The 17,575-nt window shown below is 69.3% G+C and carries 19 protein-coding genes and 1 tRNA gene; 13 read left to right on the top strand and 7 right to left on the bottom strand.

The features are described 5' to 3' along the window. The first annotated feature begins 68 nt into the window (after positions 1-68). The 4 genes from ACO227_RS04300 to ACO227_RS04285 all read left to right on the top strand — a co-directional run bounded on the left by ACO227_RS04300 (position 69) and on the right by ACO227_RS04285 (position 3,322). Entirely contained in the window at positions 69-1,274 is a 1,206-nt protein-coding gene (locus tag ACO227_RS04300; RefSeq protein ID WP_423605571.1) for a putative 2OG-Fe(II) oxygenase, read from the top strand. Positions 1,275-1,342: 68 nt separating this feature from the next. Beyond that, positions 1,343-2,134: a hypothetical protein gene (locus ACO227_RS04295; RefSeq protein ID WP_423605569.1), complete on the top strand. Its 792-nt coding sequence runs from the start codon at positions 1,343-1,345 to the stop codon at positions 2,132-2,134. Continuing rightward, on the top strand, positions 2,131-2,400 hold the full coding sequence (locus tag ACO227_RS04290) for a PqqD family protein (RefSeq protein WP_423605568.1): 270 nt from the start codon (positions 2,131-2,133) through the stop codon (positions 2,398-2,400). The genes ACO227_RS04295 and ACO227_RS04290 overlap by 4 nt, the downstream gene beginning before the upstream one ends. Positions 2,401-2,413: 13 nt before the next feature. Beyond that, the gene (locus tag ACO227_RS04285; protein WP_423605566.1) at positions 2,414-3,322 is read left to right on the top strand and encodes a hypothetical protein; all 909 of its coding nucleotides are present in this window, start codon (positions 2,414-2,416) and stop codon (positions 3,320-3,322) included. Here the strand turns inward: ACO227_RS04285 and ACO227_RS04280 are convergent. Beyond that, positions 3,317-5,068, bottom strand: coding sequence for an asparagine synthase-related protein (locus ACO227_RS04280; protein ID WP_423605565.1), 1,752 nt, complete (start codon positions 5,066-5,068; stop codon positions 3,317-3,319). The two genes, ACO227_RS04285 and ACO227_RS04280, sit on opposite strands and share 6 nt — an antisense overlap. A 41-nt stretch (positions 5,069-5,109) precedes the next feature. Here ACO227_RS04280 and ACO227_RS04275 point away from each other — a divergent pair, with 41 nt between their 5' ends. Beyond that, a complete protein-coding gene (locus ACO227_RS04275; protein WP_423605563.1) occupies positions 5,110-6,003 on the top strand; it encodes a hypothetical protein in 894 nt (297 codons plus the stop codon). 65 nt (positions 6,004-6,068) lie between these two features. Here ACO227_RS04275 and ACO227_RS04270 read toward each other — a convergent pair whose 3' ends face one another. After that, positions 6,069-6,218, bottom strand: coding sequence for a hypothetical protein (locus tag ACO227_RS04270; protein WP_423605562.1), 150 nt, complete (start codon positions 6,216-6,218; stop codon positions 6,069-6,071). Positions 6,219-6,583: 365 nt separating this feature from the next. Between ACO227_RS04270 and ACO227_RS04265 the strand changes: the two genes are divergently transcribed. Beyond that, positions 6,584-7,702, top strand: coding sequence for a nucleotidyltransferase domain-containing protein (locus ACO227_RS04265; protein WP_423605561.1), 1,119 nt, complete (start codon positions 6,584-6,586; stop codon positions 7,700-7,702). Between the two features lie 15 nt (positions 7,703-7,717). On the opposite strand, the gene ACO227_RS04260 is transcribed toward ACO227_RS04265, so the two are convergent. Continuing rightward, positions 7,718-7,792 (bottom strand) — tRNA-Thr (locus ACO227_RS04260). 101 nt (positions 7,793-7,893) lie between these two features. Between ACO227_RS04260 and ACO227_RS04255 the strand changes: the two genes are divergently transcribed. Beyond that, positions 7,894-8,022, top strand: coding sequence for a hypothetical protein (locus ACO227_RS04255; protein WP_423605559.1), 129 nt, complete (start codon positions 7,894-7,896; stop codon positions 8,020-8,022). Between the two features lies 1 nt (position 8,023). On the opposite strand, the gene ACO227_RS04250 is transcribed toward ACO227_RS04255, so the two are convergent. Next, positions 8,024-9,826 carry an aminopeptidase P family protein gene (locus tag ACO227_RS04250; RefSeq protein WP_423605557.1) on the bottom strand — a complete coding sequence of 601 codons (1,803 nt, stop codon included), beginning with the start codon at positions 9,824-9,826 and terminating at the stop codon, positions 8,024-8,026. Positions 9,827-10,073: 247 nt separating this feature from the next. On the opposite strand from ACO227_RS04250, the gene ACO227_RS04245 reads away from it, so the two are divergent. From ACO227_RS04245 to ACO227_RS04230, 4 genes are all read left to right on the top strand, one after another. After that, positions 10,074-10,742 (top strand): L,D-transpeptidase family protein, encoded by a 669-nt coding sequence (locus ACO227_RS04245; protein WP_423605555.1) that lies wholly within the window; start codon positions 10,074-10,076, stop codon positions 10,740-10,742. A gap of 202 nt (positions 10,743-10,944) precedes the next feature. Next, positions 10,945-11,424, top strand: coding sequence for a methylated-DNA--[protein]-cysteine S-methyltransferase (locus ACO227_RS04240; protein ID WP_423605553.1), 480 nt, complete (start codon positions 10,945-10,947; stop codon positions 11,422-11,424). A 40-nt stretch (positions 11,425-11,464) separates the two neighbouring features. Further along, positions 11,465-13,531, top strand: coding sequence for a S9 family peptidase (locus ACO227_RS04235; RefSeq protein WP_423605551.1), 2,067 nt, complete (start codon positions 11,465-11,467; stop codon positions 13,529-13,531). A gap of 137 nt (positions 13,532-13,668) precedes the next feature. Next, positions 13,669-14,295, top strand: coding sequence for a DJ-1/PfpI family protein (locus tag ACO227_RS04230; RefSeq protein WP_423605549.1), 627 nt, complete (start codon positions 13,669-13,671; stop codon positions 14,293-14,295). Positions 14,296-14,522: 227 nt separating this feature from the next. Here the strand turns inward: ACO227_RS04230 and ACO227_RS04225 are convergent, their stop codons facing one another. Next, positions 14,523-14,711 carry a hypothetical protein gene (locus ACO227_RS04225; RefSeq protein WP_423605547.1) on the bottom strand — a complete coding sequence of 63 codons (189 nt, stop codon included), beginning with the start codon at positions 14,709-14,711 and terminating at the stop codon, positions 14,523-14,525. A 168-nt stretch (positions 14,712-14,879) separates the two neighbouring features. Here ACO227_RS04225 and ACO227_RS04220 point away from each other — a divergent pair, with 168 nt between their 5' ends. Continuing rightward, complete coding sequence (locus tag ACO227_RS04220; protein ID WP_423605546.1) at positions 14,880-15,563, top strand: thermonuclease family protein; 684 nt, start codon at positions 14,880-14,882, stop codon at positions 15,561-15,563. Between the two features lie 116 nt (positions 15,564-15,679). On the opposite strand, the gene ACO227_RS04215 is transcribed toward ACO227_RS04220, so the two are convergent. Further along, positions 15,680-16,009 carry a hypothetical protein gene (locus tag ACO227_RS04215; protein WP_423605544.1) on the bottom strand — a complete coding sequence of 110 codons (330 nt, stop codon included), beginning with the start codon at positions 16,007-16,009 and terminating at the stop codon, positions 15,680-15,682. A gap of 242 nt (positions 16,010-16,251) precedes the next feature. Further along, the gene (locus ACO227_RS04210) at positions 16,252-16,896 is read right to left on the bottom strand and encodes a dihydrofolate reductase family protein (protein WP_423605542.1); all 645 of its coding nucleotides are present in this window, start codon (positions 16,894-16,896) and stop codon (positions 16,252-16,254) included. A gap of 87 nt (positions 16,897-16,983) precedes the next feature. Here ACO227_RS04210 and ACO227_RS04205 point away from each other — a divergent pair, with 87 nt between their 5' ends. Continuing rightward, complete coding sequence (locus ACO227_RS04205) at positions 16,984-17,475, top strand: winged helix-turn-helix transcriptional regulator (RefSeq protein WP_423605540.1); 492 nt, start codon at positions 16,984-16,986, stop codon at positions 17,473-17,475. The last annotated feature ends 100 nt before the right edge of the window (positions 17,476-17,575 follow it).

Here is a 17,575-nt window from a genome sequence, read left to right as displayed (position 1 = left end):
GCTTTTCGGCTTGTGGCCTGCCGCCACGCGCGGCAATACCCCTATCAGGCCGGGGGGAACGCGCCAACATGTCCAGTCACATGATCATCAGCCAGGAGACCGGGAAGCGGATCACCGCGGCCGACGAATGCGTCTTGGTGAAGGCGGCCTATGCGCGCAATCCCGGCTCCCCGCTGCTGCGCCAGCGACTGGCCTCGCTGTTCAATCTCGGCGACGCTTTCGACGAGACGCTGGCGCTCTACGCATCGGCCGATATCGACGCGCTGTCCTATGCCGAGGCGACGCTGCTCGCTTATGCGCATCTCGCGCAGGAGGACGATGCGCATGCGCGCCGCGCCGGTGCCGGGGCACGGGTGGCGCTGGCGAGTGCGGAGAATGACGGACAGCGCGCCGCAGCGCTCGCGCTCGAAGGAAAGACCTGGACCCGGTTGGGGGATATTGCCGCCGCCGAGCAATGCCTGCGCCGCGCGCTCGAGATCGATCCGCACAACAAGGACGCGTGCAAGCGCCTCGCCGCGCTGCTGATCGATCGCGACGAACCGGGCGCGGTGATCGCGATGACCGACGGGCTGCTCGCCCAGGGCGTGGGCCATTCGCGGCTGTTCGGTGCGCGCATCCTCGCCTTTGCCCGGCTCGGCGAGATCGCGGCCGCGCGCGAGATGGTCGGCTGGAATGTGCTGGCCCGCCGCGCCACGCTGGCGCGGCCGCCCGGCTGGGCGAGCCTCGATGCGTTCAATGCCGCGCTCGCGCAAGAGCTGCTGCGCCATCCCGGCGTGCGCTTCGACCGCTACGGCACCGCCTCCGAGCAGACCTGGCGGATCGACGCGCCTGCGACCGGCGAGGCGCCGATGGTCCGTGCGCTGCTGCGCGAGATCGAGGCGCAGGTCGACGCGCATGTCCGCGACATCGCCGGGCTCGATCACCCCTGGGCGCGCGCGCGTCCCGCACGAGGCACGCTTCATTGCTGGTGCGTGATCACCGAGAGCCAGGGGTTCGAGACCTGGCACGTCCATCAGTTCGGCTGGCTGAGCGGCGTCTATTATGTGCAGATCCCCGACTCGATCGCGCATGGGACCGATCCCGGCGGCTGTATCGCCTTCGGCCTGCCCGAGGAACTGGCCGGCGCGGAGGCGGCCGCGGCGTTCGGCGAGGAGCTGGTGCGCCCGGCGCCCGGCACGCTGATGATGTTCCCTTCGCACAGTTATCACCGCACCTTCCCGCACGGCGCGGCCGAGCGCAGGATCTGCTTCGCCTTCGATATCTGGCCGGGCTGACCGCGCGCATGCGCGGCTTTCTCGCCTATGGCCTACGGGTCCTGTCGGAGATTTCGATTCCCGGTGCCGTGATCGACGAAGCCGCGGACGCGGAGGTCGAGATTGCGCTCGCGGCGCCGGACGTGGCGCGATCGGACCGGATCTATCGCTTCGAGGGGGACGCGCTCTGCTTCACCGCGCCGGGCATCGCCGAATATCGCTGTCGCTCGGCAAGGATCGATGTGACCCCGCATCCCGCGGCAAGCGAGACCGAGGTGGCGGCGATGCTTATCGCGACCGCCTTGCCGGCCCTGCTGTGGATGCGCGGCCGCTTCGTGCTTCACGCTGCGGCGGCGCAACTACCCGGCTGGGATCGCGCGATCGCCATCGCGGGCGCATCGGGAAGCGGCAAGTCGACGATCCTCGCCCAGCTCGTCGCGGCGGGCGGATCGATCGTCGGCGACGACACGATCGTGATCGACACGGCGGAACGCCTCGGCGAAGCGAGCGGCCTTGCCGGCGGCTATTTCCTCGGCGGCGGGCAGGGGGCGGCGCGGGACTTCCACCCGGTGCCGCGCGACCGTTCGCTCGCCCGTGCGCCGCTCGGCGCGATCCTGGTCCTGTCGCGTGGCGATGCCGGCGCCGCGCAGGCCGTTGCGCGCCTCGCCCCGGTCGAGGCAGTCGCGCAACTGCTCGTACATCGCCATCGCCCCAGGGTCCCTGCGCTGCTTGGCCGTCATATGGCGATATTGGCGGATTCGGCCCTACTCGCCCGGACGATCCCCCTGTATAGCTGGTCTTATTCGGCGGGCACGGGCGAGCTGGCGGCATGGGAATGGGCAGCCCTCGCGCGCTGCGCGGGGGCAGGGGGATCGGGATGACGGACAGGGTTTGGCGGCGCAATGACGACTGGGTCGGGTCCCCGGTCGAGGACAGCTATGTGATGGTCAATATCGAGAGCGGCACCTATGTCGCGCTCAATCCGACCGCGCGGGCGATCTGGGAAGCCCTCGCCACGCCCAGCACGCAGAGCGAGGTCGAGGCCAGCCTGCTGCGCCAATATGACGTGCCGCCCGAGACCTGCGCCCAGGCCGTGACCCGCACGCTCCAGGAGATGCAGGCGCAGCAGCTGGCGAGCGCGAGCTAGCCGCGATGCGCGGGTGACCGGCGCACTGGCGTATCACGCCGCGGCATTCGGATTGCGCTGGCTGAGCGACATCCCGCTCATGCATTTCGAGGCGATCGATCCGGATGAAAGGAGCGAAGCGGATGTCCGCGTCGCCCGGGCGACGGCGCTGGCGCAGCGCACCCCGCTCGCACAGTTGCGGCGCGGCCAGATCTATGCCGACGGCACGCGCTTCCCCTGGGAAGCGGAGGCGGTGTTCGACACGCATGCCGGCACGCGCGTCGACTATCTCCCCGGCCCGAACTGGAACGGGGTGCTGCCCCATGCCTTTTACGGCACCGTCGCGGCGCACATCCTCGCTTGGCGCGGGCTGACCCCGCTCCACGCCTGCGCGGTCGAGCTTGGCGGCAAGGCGGTGCTGATCGCGGGCACGAGCGGCGCGGGCAAGTCGAGCCTGACGGCGGGGCTGCTCGGTTGCGGCGCGGCGCTGGTGAGCGACGACTTGACCGCCATCGCGATCCGCGACGGCGTGGCCGAAGCACTGCCGGGACGGACGACGATCCGGCTCGGCCCGGAGATCGCGTGCTGGACCGCGGGTGAGGAGGTCGTGCCGCCCTCGCCCGCGACGCGCGGCAAGCATGTCGTCCGCCCGGCGGCGCGCATCTCGGCGGCGCGGCTTCCGCTCGCCGGCCTGCTCCTGCTCGGTGCGCCGATCGAAGCGATGCCGCCGGCGGCGCGCGGCATGATGCTCGCGAAGCACCTGTTTCGCCCGGTCTGGCTGGCGGCCCTGCCCGGCCATCGTGCGCGTCAGCAGGCGCTGCTCGAGCTCGCCGCCCGGCTCCCGGTGATCGGCTTCCCCGCCGTCGAGAAGACGGGCGAGGACGCGCACCGCGCCCGCGCCCGCGACGCGTTGGCGCTGGCGGAGACCCTGGTCAGCTCATGAGACGCCGCGCCACCAGGCGATGAACTCGGCGGCCATCGCCGTCAGCTGCGCCGTGAGGATTTCCTGCCTGCCCCGCGCCGCGCCGCCCGCGATGCGTTCGAGCGCGGCATCGAGCGCGTCGAGATCGAGCCATTCGTCGGCGCCGGCCTTGCGGAATGTGCCGATCCGCGCGCGCGCCGCGGGAGCCTGGCGCGTCAGCCGCTCGAAATAGTCGGGCGAGAAGGCCAGCCCCTTGGGGCGCAGCCGGATCGAATCGGGTAGATGTCCCGTCAGCAGGTGTCGCACTGGCGCGCGATTCTGCCCGGGGCGCTGCAACATGCCCGCCGGGAAGCCCGAGAACAGCGTCAGCAGCCGCGGATCGCGAAAGGGCAGCGCGATCCGCACCCGGCCCAGCGCCAGCGAGGCGGGTGCGAGCATCGCCTTCTCGGTGCCCGCGAGAATCCCCCAGAGGTCGCCCGGTGCCGGCATCCGAGGCGGTCCGGGCGGAGCGCTCGCCGCCACAGCCGCCGCAACCGCATCGGGCAGCGCCGCCAGCCGGTGCGGCGCCATGAACAGGTGGAAGGCCGCGCCCGGTTCCGCGCTCTCCTTGCGCCGCGTTGCGTGCAACCTGCGGCGGAGGCGATCGCGCCAAGAGGACAGTGGGAACGGATTGGTCAGCGTGAACTCGCCATATTGCCCATCGAGCAGTAGCGGGATCGCGTGCGCCTGCGCATGACCGGCGAAGGCATCGTAGAGATAGTGGCGAGGGCCCAGCAGCGGCCCGTTGCGCTCGCGCAGCTGGACGGCGCTCGGGCGGTAGAGATGCGGTTCCTCGTCAGGAATCACATGCGTCAGCGGCGCCCCCAGATGGTCCGCGACGATCTGCGCGAATTCGGTTTCGTCGGCGAGACCGCTGTCCGCCGGCGCCGCGGACGTGAGGAAGCTGAGCAGCGTGTCCGGCCGCCGGTTGCGCGTGGCGAGCCAGGCGACCGTCGAGGAATCGAGCCCGCCGCTCACCATGCATCCGATCCGCGGCGCCCCTATGCGCTGCCGGACGATCTCATTGAGCAGCGCCCCGGTCTCGGCGACCGCGTCCTCGAACCGGCCGCGCCAGCGCGGGGCCGGCGCGGGCACCGCGCGGGGTGCGACCTGGCTACCCGCGCGGTCGAGCGTGACGAACCCGCCCGGCTCGAGCATGCGCACGCGCGCCAGTGCCGTGCGGCCCGCCATCGCCGCGCGCAGCCCTTGACGTCCCACCGCGAAGAGCACCCCGACATCGTCCAGCGCATCGCCGATCCAGTCGATCCGGCCGAGCTGGCGCAGATCGGGACCGATCGCGACGCGGTCGCCCTCGCGGGCGTAGAGCAAGGGGTCGCGCTGCGCGATCGAGCAGGCCAGCGTGATCCGGCCCGCGTCCCGGTGAAGGAGCGTCCATTCGCCGGCCATGACCTGCCGGACGTCCGGGCCGAAGCGCCGCAAGGCCGCGTCCGCGAGCGTCACCCGGGGCGTCTCCGCCGCCATCCCCAGCCGCGCCGCGACCGCCGCGGGGTCGTCGAGATGCCCGAGCAGCAGGGTCAGCGCGTCATCCGATTGGCTGAGGTGCACCGCGTCGGGATCGGCGAGGTCGACGGCGCGTGCGAGCGCAGCCGTCGGCGGACCTGGAAGCTCGAACCCCAGCGTCGCCGCCTCGCGCGCATCGATCGGCGCGCTGTCCAGCCTGAACAGGCCATAGATGCCGGTGCGGTCCATCGTCGGCCCGGGCCTCACGCGCGGTTGACTGTCGCGCGGCGGCGGCTAGGCCAGCGGCGATGCAGGACGGCTTCGCAAGCGAGCGATCGATCCGCGCGGCGCTGGCGGACCGTGCCTATGCCGCGGACCAGGTGCGCATCTGCGACCCCGATCTGCGCGGCTTCGAGTGCCTCGCCGCAAGCCGCAACGGGCTGTTCGCGGTCGGTCCGCACGGCGCCAAGCGCATTGCCTTCGGCTTCTTCTTCGGCGTGCGGCAGCGCGGGAATGCGCTGTTCCTCTTCGAATCCTGCGGCGTGCCGAGCGCGCGATCGGACAAGGGCAGGATCGTCCGCCTGAGGCTCGATGCCGGCGTGATCGCCGACGCCGCGGTGATCGCCAAGGGGCTCGACAGCCAATGCCATCAGCTCGCCGTGATCGATTCGTGCATCTGCCTCGTCGATACCGCCAACCAGGCGATCCGCCGCTTCACGCTCGATGGCGCGCCGGTTGATGTGCGGCATCCGTTCGCCGATGCAAGCGCGCCCTACCATCATGTCAATTCGATCGCGCTTGTGCGCGGGCAGGTGGCGATCCTGCTGCACAACGGAACCTCGGAGCCGCGCCGGCCGAGCGAGCTCGCCTGGCTCGACGCCGATTGGCGGCCGGTCCGGCGGCAGAGATTGGCCGGCTATTGCTGCCACGATATCCTCGAGGATGCGCAAGGGGTGCTGTGGCACTGCGGCTCGATGAGCGGGACGCTGCTCCGCTCGGCCGGTCCGCCGGTGCAGGTGAGCGATCGCATGACCCGCGGGCTGGCGATGGGGCGGCGGGGGCTGATTGTCGGGACGTCGCTGTTCGGCGTGCGCGCCGTTCGCGCCGATCTTCCGGGAAGCGTGATCTTCCTCGATTCGAACCTGCGCAAGATGGATGAGATCGAGCTGCCGGCGGCGCCGACCGACCTGATCGCCCTATAGATGAAGGCCGGAGCCGGGCGGAAGGCGCAGCGCGCGGCTGACGCTTCCGCCCATGTGCCGGTCGCTCAGGAGCTGGTGCAATCCGGGAACGCGCCTCCATCGGGACCCGGGCCGGAAAAGGCAGCGGTCTCTTCGATCGCCAGCGTCGAGATTTCCGGCTCGACCCAGGTCAGACGATCCGACTTCGGTTGATTGTCGTCCATTCGCTCGGTCATCGTTATCCCCCAAAGATATCAATCCAAGGCCAGAGAACGGCCGCGGCAGCGATCGTCCTGTCCCGACGTCGCCTCTTTCGATACCGAAACGGCAGCGAGCGCCAGCCATTGCTTCCTACCTGTTGCTGCCGTTCGAGGCAAGGCGAGGCTCCCGAAAACGGGCGGATGGCCAATATGATAGGACGTTCCATGGACCGCCGCCGCATCGCCGAACGAAACCCTTACGGCGCGGCGCGACCCGAGCTAGTCTCGATTCGCCTGTCCGCTGCCGAGCAACCATGATTTCGCCATCCGGTATCTCGAACGAATTCAGGATCGTAGCCGCCTGCTGCCGCTGGCCTCGCGGACCTGCGCGCGACGCGGCCGTGCGCGAAGCGGCGAGCGGCACGATCGACTGGCCGCGGGTCGAGCGGATCGCGCGTCGTCACCGCGTCACCGCGCTGGTCCAAAACGGACTCATCGGTCCCGGCATGGCCGTGCCCGACGCGACCGCGCAGCGCCTCGCCGACGAGGCTCGCCGACTCCGCATGACCGCCCTCGCCATGGCGCGCGAGGCGGTGCTGCTCCAGGACGCGTTCGACGCTGCCGGCTGTCCCGCGCTGTTCGTCAAGGGTGCGTCGCTGGGCGTGCTCGCCTATGGGGATATCGGCCTCAAGCAGGCGTGGGACATCGATCTGCTGACCACCCCCGAATCCGCGGCGCATGGCCGCGCGATCCTCGAGCGCAATGGTTATGCGCTGGTCGAGCCGGCATCGCTCGACGGGCATCGGTTCAAGCTCTTCATGGAGCTCGCCAAGGAGTGCGTGCTCGTCCATCCCGCGAAGCGGATCGCGGTGGAGCTGCACTGGCGGCTGGTCGACAATCCCCATCTGCTCCCCGGCGTCGACGCGCGGTCGCCGACCCAGGCCGTGGCCATCGGCGCCCAGCAGCTGCGGACGCTGACGGATACCGAATTGCTCGCCTATCTCACGGTGCACGGGACGCGATCCGCCTGGGTGCGGCTCAAATGGCTGGCGGATGTCGCGGCGCTGCTCTCGCGCTACGAGGCCGCGGAGCTGGACGGGCTCTACCGCCGCCTGCACGCGCTCGGCACGGGGCGTGCCGCGGGGGTCGCGCTGCTGCTCTGCCACCAGCTGCTCGGCGTCGCCTTGCCCGGCGCGCTGCTGGCCGAACTGCGCGACGACCGCCGCACCGAGCGGCTGGCGGCGACCGCGGTGGCGGCGCTCACCTACGGCGAGGGAGAAGGCGCATTCCCCGATCACTCCCGGCTCGGCTTCCGCGTCCGATTTGCGCGGCTGGGGATCGCGCCGGGCTGGCGCTACCTCGCCGCCGAGCTTGCGTCGCTATGGCGCTCGCCGGTCGACCGGCTGGCGCTGCCGTTGCCGCGCCGGCTCGCCTTTCTCTATCATGTGCTGCGCATCCCGCTCTGGATGTACCGCCGGCTTGCGGCGCTGCGCCGCCCGCCGAGCCCGGAACCGGGCTAGATCATGCGGGAAAAATGGTGCTGCCGGTGAGGATTGAACTCACGACCTCAGCCTTACCAAGGATGCGCTCTACCACTGAGCTACGGCAGCACTCGGCGCGGGCGGCAGATCCGGCCCCGCGCGGGAGCGGCCCTTTTGCGCGGGGAGGCCCGGTTGTCAAGGCGGGCAGGGCGGGTTTATCGCATCGCGCCATGAACGACGCCGAGAAGAAGGCCCGCCTCGCCGCCGCGCTGCGCGAGAACCTGCGCAAGCGGAAAGCGCAGGCTCGGGCAGCGGGCGAGGCGAAAGCCGAGCCGCCGCGCGAGCCCGAGGCGGACTAGCTCACCGTGCCGCGATCGGGCGGCACTTGGCCTCGAGCCACACCCGCTCCTCGGGCGAGAGCTGCGGGCCCAGCACCTCGAGCACCTTGGCATGATAGGCGTCGAGCCAGCGGCGCTCCTCCTCGGTCAGCAGCGCGGGCTCGATGAGGTTGCGCTCGATCGGGGCGAAGGTCAGCGTCTCGAAGCCGAGCATCGGCGATTCGGCGCCCGGGATGCCCTTCTCGACCACCAGGACGAGGTTCTCGATGCGGATGCCGAACTCGCCGGCCTTGTAGTAGCCGGGCTCGTTCGAGAGGAACATGCCCGCGCGTAGCGGCTCGGCCGGGCCGCCGCCGGGATAGTTGGGCGCGGCGATGCGCTGCGGCCCTTCGTGCACCGACAGGTAGGCGCCCACGCCATGGCCGGTGCCATGCGCATAGTCGCAGCCCACTTCCCATAGCGGCCGCCGGGCGAACGCATCGATCTGTCCGCCGGTGGTGCCCTCCGGGAACACCGCCGTCGCGATCGCGATATGGCCCTTGAGCACGCGGGTAAAGCGGTCGCGCATCTCCTGGGTCGGCTCGCCCACCGGGATCACGCGCGTCACATCGGTCGTGCCGTCGGCGTACTGCCCGCCCGAATCGACCAGATAGAGATGTCCGGTCTCGATCGGCAGGCTCGATTCCTCGGTCACCTTGTAGTGCGGGATCGCGCCGTTCGCGCCAGTGCCGGAGATGGTGTCGAAGCTCAGGTCCTTGAGTACTCCGGTCTCTTCGCGGAACGTCTGCAGCTTCGCGGCGGCCGAGATCTCGGTCACCCCGCCCTTGGGCATTTCGGCCTCGGCCCATTTGAGGAAGCGCGCCAGCGCCGCCCCGTCGCGCGCCTGCGCCGCCTTGTGTCCCGCGATCTCGGCGTCGTTCTTGATCGCCTTGGCCAGCACCACCGGATCGCGAACGGCGAGCACCTTGCCGCCACCGGCTTCGATCGCGTCGAAGATCGCTGCCACCGAGCCGCCCGGATCGGCCGCGACGCGCTTGCCCGCGAACTGGCCCAGCGCCGGAGCGAAGGCCGAACGGTCATGCACGCGCACGGCGTTGCCCAAGTGCTTGGCGACCTCCTCGCCCACCTTGTCCTTGGCCACGAACAGGTCGGCGGTGCCGTCGGCATGGACGATCGCATAGGCGAGCGCGACCGGCGTGTGGCTCACATCCTTGCCGCGCACGTTGAACGCCCAGGCGATCGAATCGAGCGCGGAGAGCACCACCGCATCGGCCTTGCGCTCGGCCAGCCAGTCGGCGATCCCCGCGCGCTTGGCGGCGCTGGTCTGGCCCGCGGTATCGTCGTCCTGCACCGCGAGCTTGGCGTCGGAGGGCAGCGGCTGGTCGGCCCACACCGCGTCGATCGGGTTACTCGTCACCGCGACCAGCTCGGCGCCCTTCTCGGCCAGTGCCTTGCGCGCTTCCTCGACCCAGCCGCGCGTGTGCAGCCAGGGATCGTAGCCGATCCGCCCGCCCTGCGGCGCATGCTCGCCGAGCCAGCTCGCGATGCTCACCTGCGGCACCGGCACATATTCCCAATGCGTCCCGTCGACCTGCTGGCGCACCTGCAGCGTATAGCGCCCGTCGGTGAAGATCGCCGCCGCCTCGGGCAGCACCACCGCGCTGCCCGCGCTGCCCTGGAATCCGGTCAGCCAGCCCAGCCTTTGCGCATAGTCGCCGACATATTCGCTCATATGCTCGTCGGTCAGCGGCACGACGAATCCGTCGAGCTTCTCGCGCTTCAGCTGCTCGCGAAGGGCGTTCAGGCGATCGGCATAGGTCGACATGAGTTCCAGTCCTTAGAAAGCGCGTGGTCCGGCGGCTCCGGGCCCAATCTGGGGGCGGCAGGGCCGCCTGTGAAGCCGTCCGGGCAATGGCGAATGGCTAGGCCGATCGCGCGGCTTTTGGAAGGGGCGGGAGGACGAGGTTAACGGCCGGACGGGATGTGCCATGCTGGAACGCCGCGGAATCGAGGCTGGCACGAGCGGCTCGAATTGCGGATCATGGCGGGACAATTTCAACGGAGTCGGGCAAGTGCGCTGGAGCGGATGGGCGATCAGGACGGGACTTCTCGTCGGCGGCGTGGGCGCTGCGATGGGCGCCGCGACGCTGCTTCCCGCCAACTCGCCCGCCGCGGCGCCCGTGAAGCCCGCGGTCGCGCCGCGGCCCGAGCCGGTGGCCAAGGCGCCCGCGCCAAAGCCGGCCGTCGTGGCCGCCCCGGCACCTGCACCCGCGCCGCAACTCGTCGTCAAGCGCATCCTCGACATCCCTGGCCCGATCCGCTTCGGCGAATATTATTGGGACGCCAAGGGCATCCCCGCGAACGGCCCGCTCACGATCACGATCGATCTCGAGGCCGAGACGATGTCGGTGTTCCGCGACGGCTACGAGATCGGCGCGACCGCGATCCTCTACGGCGCGGACGAGAAGCCGACGCCGCTCGGCGAGCACAAGATCACGCAGAAGAAGGTGCACCACATCTCCAACCTCTACGGCGCGCCGATGCCGTACATGATGCGCCTCACCAACGACGGCGTCGCGATCCACGCCTCGGAGGTCGAGATGGGTGCGGCGACGCATGGCTGCATCGGCGTGCCGTTGCCCTTCGCCAAGCTGCTGTTTGCCCAGGCCAGACTCGGCGACCGCGTGATCATTACCCGCGGCAAGCGGCTCGGCGTGGGTGGCGTGATCGCGGGAAGCTAAGGCTCTGCGCCACCCGTCCTATGTCATCCCCGCGAAGACGGGGATTCATTGACGCTGCCGTTGCGGATGGAGCCTGTAGATCAGCCAGATGGATCCCCGCCTTCGCGGGAATGACGAAGCTCATGACTTTGCCCGCAAGCCACGGGAAGCACTGGATTTGCATCGAGCCTATCTTGCGGAGCATATCCGCAGGAGATTTCACATGACCCTCGTTCACACCGATATCGGTTCGCCCGTCGGCACGCTCCGGCTGGTCGCCAGCGACACCGGCCTCGTCGCCATCCTCTGGCCCAACGAGCGCGCCGGCCGCGTCCCGCTCGGCCCGACCGTCGACGAAGCGGCGCACCCCGTCCTCGTCCGGGCCGCCACGCAGGTCGCCGAATATTTCGCCGGCAAGCGCCGCGCCTTCGACGTCCCGCTCGACTTCCGCGGCACCGAGTTCCAGCGCAGCGTGTGGCAGGCACTGCTCACCATCCCCTATGGCGAGACGCGAAGCTATGGCGAGATCGCGCGCCAGATCGGTCGTCCCGGCGCCAGCCGCGCGGTCGGCGCCGCCAACGGCCGCAACCCGGTCTCGATCATCGCGCCGTGCCACCGCGTGATCGGCACCAGCGGCGCGCTCACCGGCTTCGCCGGCGGGCTCGCGGCCAAGCGCCTGCTGCTCGACCTCGAAGCGGCATAGCAACTCTCGACAAGGGCAGGCGGGGGGCTATGGATCGGACATGACCGATCTGCCCAAGCCCCCCGTCGCCGCCACCCGTCCCCACAGCTTCGAGCGCCACGGCGTGACCATCGACGATCCGTGGAACTGGCTGCGTGACCCGGGCTATCCGAACGTCACGAGCGAGGACGTGCTCGCCTATCTCGGCGAAGAGAACGCCTATTACGAAGCGGTGATGAAGCCGTTGAAGCCGCTCGCCGACACGCTGTTCCAGGAAATGCGCGGCCGCATCAAGGAAGACGAGGCGACCGTGCCGCAGAAGGACGGCGACTTCCTCTACTGGACCGATTTCGAGGAGGGCGGCGAATATCGCCGCTGGTGGCGCAAGCCTGTCGCGGGCGGCGACGACCAGCTGATCCTCGACGAGCCCGCGCTCGCCGACGGCAAGGAATATTTCCGCCTCGGCGGCTTTTCGGTCTCCAACAACGGCCGCTGGCTGGCCTATGCCTATGACGACAACGGCTCGGAGCGTTTCCTGCTCAAGGTCAAGGATCTCGAGACGGGCGAGCATCTGCCCGACGAGATACCCGGCACGCTTTCCGACATCGTATGGACCTCCGACGATGCCGGGTTCCTCTACGGCATCGCCAACGACCAGTGGCGCACCGACAATGCCCGCTATCACCGGCTCGGCAGCGATCCGGACGGGGACGTCGAGCTCTACCACGAGGACGACGAAGGCTATCGCGTCGGCGTTGGCGAGACCCAGTCGCGCAAGTGGCTCGTCATCTCGACCGGCGACCATGTGACCAGCGAGGTGCGTCTGCTCCCCGCCGACAATCCGCTGGCCGAGCCGATCCTCGTCGCCCCGCGCCAGCCCGGCCGCGAATATGACGTCGAAGAGCATGACGGCACGCTCTTCATCCACACCAACGACACCCACACCAACTGGCGGCTCTGCACCGCCAGCCTCGATGCGCCGGGCGAGTGGGTCGAGCGGATCGCGTCTTCGCCGCATTTCTACATGACCGGGGTCACCACCTTCGCCGACTTCTTCATCGTCGAGGGGCGCGAGGACGGGCTCGATCAGATCGAGCTGCACCGCTATGCGGGCGGTGAAGGCAAACGCATCGCCTTCCCCGAGGCGAGCTACGTCGCGTCGCTCGGCGACAATCCCGAATATGCGATGGACGTGCTGCGCATCGGCTATGAGTCGATGGTCACCCCCGCCACCGTCTACGACTATCATGTCGCCACCGGCGAGCTGGAAACGCGCAAAGTCCAGGAAATCCCATCGGGTTACGACGCGTCGAAATACGCCACCGAACGGCTCAGGATCACCGCGCGCGACGGTACCGAAGTGCCCTGCTCGATCGTCTATCCCAGGGACTTCCCCCGCGACGGCAGCGGCAAGCTCTATCTCTATGCCTATGGCGCCTATGGCTATGCCATTCCGCCGGGTTTCTCGACCGCGCGCATGTCATTCCTCGACCGCGGCGTCGCCTTCGCCATCGCGCATATCCGCGGCGGCGACGATCTCGGCCAGCAATGGTATCTCGATGGCAAGCTCGACAAGCGCGCCAACACCTTCAACGACTTCGTCGACGTGGCGAAGGGGCTGATCGAGCGCGGCTTCACCCACAAGGGCGGCATCGCCATCGCCGGGCGCTCGGCCGGCGGCGAGCTGATGGGCGCGGTGGTCAATTCCGATCCCGGTCTCTGGGCCGCAGTGGTCGCCGACGTGCCCTTCGTCGACGTGCTCAACACGATGCTGGACGACAGTCTGCCGCTGACCCCCGGCGAGTGGCCCGAATGGGGCAACCCGATCACCGACAAGGAAGCGTTCGAGCTGATCCGCGGCTACAGCCCATACGACAATGTGAAGCCCCAGGCCTATCCGCCGATGTTCATCTCGGGCGGCCTCAACGATCCGCGCGTCACCTATTGGGAGCCGGCCAAATGGGCCGCCAAGCTGCGTGCGACCAAGACCGACGACAATGTCCTGCTGCTCAAGACCAATATGGGCGCGGGCCATGGCGGCAAGTCGGGCCGCTGGGAAAGCCTGCATGAGGCCGCCGAGGAGAATGCCTTCGTCCTGTGGCAGCTGGGCCTCAGCAACGCGGGCTAGGCCGTGGCGGGCTCAAGTCGAGCCGCCGTGGTTCCGCTGCGAAAGCAGGGGTTCAGAGTCGGAAGCGATGAGCCCTTGGCCCTGGCCCCCTGCTTTCGCAGGGGGACGATTCAAGTTGAACGGACTAAGCTTCAGCCATGCAGATCGCCGTCCTCACCCTCGAAGGCTATAACGAGCTCGACTCCTTCATCGCCGCTGCGATCCTCAACCGGATGCGAGCGAAGGGCTGGGCGGCGCACATCACGTCCCCTACCGAGAACGTGACCTCGATGAACGGCGTCACCGTCCGCCGTCAGCGCCCGCTCGAGTTCGCGGCCGAAGCCGACGCCGTCCTCATCGGCAGCGGCGTCCACACCCGCGACCATGCTGCCGATGCCGGTCTGCTCGCGCGCATCCGCCTCGACCCCGCGCGCCAGCTGATCGGCGCGCAATGCTCGGGCACGTTGTTGCTGGCGAAGCTCGGCATGGTCGGCGATCTCCCCGCCTGCACCGATCTCACCACCAAGCCCTGGGTGATCGAGGCCGGCGTCAACGTCATCGACGCCCCGTTCGTCGCGCACGGCAACGTCGCGACCGCGGGCGGTTGCCTGTCCTCGCAATATCTCGCCGCCTGGATGATCGCCCGCGGCGCCTCGCTGCAGGATGCCGAGGAAGCGATCCATTATGTCGCCCCGGTCGGCGAGAAGGCCGACTATGTCGACCGCGCGCTGAGGATATTGCGGCCGTTCGTGACGCAGCCGCGGTCATCGATCCAAGCAGCCTAGGCCAGCCCGACCGCCGAAAGCCGATCCCCGAAAAGCCGGCCGCCGAAAAAGCGTCACCCCGGCCCGGAACCGGGGTGACGAGTGGGATGAACGCGATCGACCCCGGCAGCCCCTCCCAAGCCCCGGGGCCAGCGCCGCTCACCTCCCCATCTTCGGGCCCATCTTCGGCTTCGCCACGCAATCTCCCGGCCGCAACGGCGCCGCGGTTCCGCGGTCCTCCGGCCACCTTACTCCTTCTCCACCGCCAGCTCTTCCAGCTGGGTGCGCCGGTGGCAGCTGTGGCAAAAGGCGTAGTCGAACATCTCCGCCAGCACCCAGGCCTGCGTCTCCACGTCCCACGCCGCCCAGGCCTCGCGCGTCACGCCCGGCGTGCCGCAGCCATCGCATACGAAGATGATCCGCCCCGTCTCGCTCACCCGTGCATGTTAGCGGGCGATCGCGCCGATTTGGCGATTGTCCGGTCCGAAACGGATATATCGCCGGTCGCTCCGAAATGGCGGCAAGCGGCTCCGGATCCGTGCCGACCCGAAAGGATTTGGTGACTCGGGCGCGCTAACATCGCAGGCAATGAAGCCGGCCGCTCGATGAAGTATCCGTACGAGTTGCATCGCGGCCGAAAGGTGCGGCGCTCATGGCATGGCGCGCATCTCGAATCGCGCATCTTCGCACGCCGTCCCCGCCGCCGCTGGCGCTTCGGCCGGCTGGAGCTGGTGACGATGACGCTGGCCGGGGTCTTCGCCGGGCTCGGTTGGGCCGCCTGGCCGATGCTCGCGGGCGAATTGGCCATCGCCACGACCGTCACGCAAGCGGCGCCGGCGCGCCATCCCTGGGCGGAATCGCGCCGTTCGGCGGCGTTGCTCGCCAGTCAGGGAGGCCCGCCGGCGCCGGCCGTGGCTGCGGCACCCACCGGTGCCGCCCGCCCCCGCTTCGGCTTCTGCCATGTCGGCGGCGGCGCCAATTGCGTGGTCGACGGCGATACCTTCTGGATGGACGGCGCCAAGATCCGCATCGCCGATATCGATACGCCCGAAACTCATCCCGCACGCTGCCCGCGCGAGGCCGAGCTCGGCGCGGCGGCGACGCGGCGACTGCAGGCGCTGCTCAATTCGGGCGAGGTCGCGCTCGCCGGCATCGGACGCGACACCGATCGCTACGGCCGCCGGCTGCGTCTCGTGTCGGTCGACGGCCGCGGGGTCGGCGACGCGCTGGTCGCCGAGGGGCTTGCCCGGCCTTATGCGGGCGGTCCTCGCACGGGCTGGTGCGGCTGAGCGTTACTAAAAGGACGGAAGCGGCATTCGCGAAACGCTGTCCGCGCGAACGCCGCTCCCGCCCTCCCGGACAGCCGGGTCCGGGCCACGTAGCCGTTCAGGAGATCAGCGCCGCATCAGCGCGGCGACAGCATCGACACCTCGGTCTCGACCATCACGCGGCCGGCGGGAATGCGGATGCCCTTCTCGGCCATCTCCTTGCGGAAATCCTTGTCGGCATCGGCGACCTCCGCCTCGTACTCGGCATAGGCGTCGACCCGGTCGGCCTCGTCCTTGGCGTCGCGCAGATCCTTGCGCAGTTCGCGCTTCGCCTCGCTGATCGAGGTCTTGTAGTCGAGATAATGGTGGTTGCTGTCGTCGTAGATGTGCGCGGTGCGATCGTGCGCCAGCGCGGGGGCGGCGGTGAACGCGGCGAGCGCCGCGGCGGTGATACTCAGGGTTCGCATCGTTCGTCTCCTCATGTTGCCATGAACCGGCGCAAGAACGGCTCATCGCAACGGGGAGTTGCCGGGCGAACGGGGCAGCCTCGAGCCCGCGCCACCGGTGGAGCGGGACGAAGCGTGGCGGGGAAAAGGCGGGCCGAACCCACGCGAATGTGGCGGCGAGCGGGCCCCTTCACTTGGGGTTCAGCCCGTCGCCACAATCCCGCCCGATTTGGCTGGCCCGGAGTTGCGTTCGCGGCCGCGGGTCACCCGCGCGCAACGATCAGGTGCAGCGCGCGCTCGCCCATCGCCTGGTCGGCGACGCGATAGCCGAGCGCGGGCAGGTCGATGCCCTCGAGCAGCGCCTCGCCCTTGCCGAGCAGCACCGGCGAGACCGCCAGGTGCATCTCGTCGATCGCGCGCGTCTTGAGATAGTGGCGCACCGTCGACACTCCGCCGCCGATGCGCACGTCCTTGTCGCCCGCCGCCGCGCGCGCCAGCTCCAGCGCCGCCTCCGGCCCCTCGGTCACGAAGTGGAACACGGTGCCGCCGTCCATCTCGAGCGGCGGCCGCGCATGATGCGTCAGCACGAACACCGGGCAGTGATAGGGCGGGTTGTCGCCCCACCAGCCCCTCCATTGATGATCGGGCCATTCGCCGCGCACCGGCCCGAACATGTTGCGCCCCATCACCCAGGCGCCGAGGCCCGCCATCGAGCGCCGCGTGAAATCATTGTCGACGCCCTCCGCGCCGCCTTCGTTGCCGTACATCGCCTTGAATTGCCGCGTCTCGACCATCCAGGGGTGGAGGTTCTCGCCGTCCTCGCCCAGCGGGTGTTCCAGGCTCTGCTCCACGCCCGCACCATAGCCGTCGGCCGAGATGCTGAAGCCGTTCACGCGTATCTTGCTCATCGTCCGTCTCCCATACTGCTTGCAAATAGCAAGCGGTTGCGGACTAGTCAATCTGCTTGTATATTGCAAGCAGTTTTGGAGGATGCGATGCACGAGCCGCGATCGGGCTGCCCGATCAACCTGACGCTGGAGGTGCTGGGCGACCGCTGGAGCCTGGTGGTGATCCGCGACATGATGTTCGGAAACCGGCATTATTTCCGCGAACTGATGCGCGGCTCGATGGAGGGGATCGCGTCGAACATCCTCGCCGACCGGCTGAAGCGGCTCGAGGCGCGCGGGCTGGTCACCAAGGCCGGCGACCCCAGCCACAAGCAGAAGACGCGCTACAATCTGACCGAGGCGGCGATCCAGCTGCTGCCCTTGCTCGTCGCGATGGGCGCCTGGGGCCGGCGGCATTTGCCTGTCACGCCCGAGCTTTCGATCCGCAACCAGCTGTTGGAGGAGGGCGGGTCCGAGCTGGTCGCCGCCTTCATGGCCGAGCTGCGCGTCGAGCATCTCGGCGCCGCGCCCGATCCCGCCGCCACGCCGGTGCGCGAGCGTCTCGACGCCGCCCGCGCCGCGCTGGCGTGCGAAGACTAGGCATCTCATGGTTTCGGCAAGCGTTGTCGCTTGGGGAGAATACCCCTCCGTCTCCGCTTCGCGGCGCCACCTCCCTCCGGGGGAGGAGGTTTATCGATGC

Source organism: Sphingomonas sp. MS122, from assembly GCF_049532975.1.
Taxonomy (GTDB): Bacteria; Pseudomonadota; Alphaproteobacteria; order Sphingomonadales; family Sphingomonadaceae; genus Sphingomonas.
The sequence above is the reverse complement of the archived record's forward strand: the minus strand, read 5'-3'. Positions and strand labels throughout refer to the sequence as shown.

Coding starts and splice junctions, on each gene's coding strand:
- ACO227_RS04300 (WP_423605571.1), top strand. CDS start 69: ATGTCCAGTCACATGATCATCAGCCAGGAGACCGGGAAGCGGATCACC.
- ACO227_RS04290 (WP_423605568.1), top strand. CDS start 2,131: ATGACGGACAGGGTTTGGCGGCGCAATGACGACTGGGTCGGGTCCCCG.
- ACO227_RS04275 (WP_423605563.1), top strand. CDS start 5,110: ATGCAGGACGGCTTCGCAAGCGAGCGATCGATCCGCGCGGCGCTGGCG.
- ACO227_RS04270 (WP_423605562.1), bottom strand. CDS start 6,218: ATGACCGAGCGAATGGACGACAATCAACCGAAGTCGGATCGTCTGACC.
- ACO227_RS04255 (WP_423605559.1), top strand. CDS start 7,894: ATGAACGACGCCGAGAAGAAGGCCCGCCTCGCCGCCGCGCTGCGCGAG.
- ACO227_RS04250 (WP_423605557.1), bottom strand. CDS start 9,826: ATGTCGACCTATGCCGATCGCCTGAACGCCCTTCGCGAGCAGCTGAAG.
- ACO227_RS04240 (WP_423605553.1), top strand. CDS start 10,945: ATGACCCTCGTTCACACCGATATCGGTTCGCCCGTCGGCACGCTCCGG.
- ACO227_RS04235 (WP_423605551.1), top strand. CDS start 11,465: ATGACCGATCTGCCCAAGCCCCCCGTCGCCGCCACCCGTCCCCACAGC.
- ACO227_RS04230 (WP_423605549.1), top strand. CDS start 13,669: ATGCAGATCGCCGTCCTCACCCTCGAAGGCTATAACGAGCTCGACTCC.
- ACO227_RS04220 (WP_423605546.1), top strand. CDS start 14,880: ATGAAGTATCCGTACGAGTTGCATCGCGGCCGAAAGGTGCGGCGCTCA.
- ACO227_RS04215 (WP_423605544.1), bottom strand. CDS start 16,009: ATGCGAACCCTGAGTATCACCGCCGCGGCGCTCGCCGCGTTCACCGCC.
- ACO227_RS04210 (WP_423605542.1), bottom strand. CDS start 16,896: ATGAGCAAGATACGCGTGAACGGCTTCAGCATCTCGGCCGACGGCTAT.
- ACO227_RS04205 (WP_423605540.1), top strand. CDS start 16,984: ATGCACGAGCCGCGATCGGGCTGCCCGATCAACCTGACGCTGGAGGTG.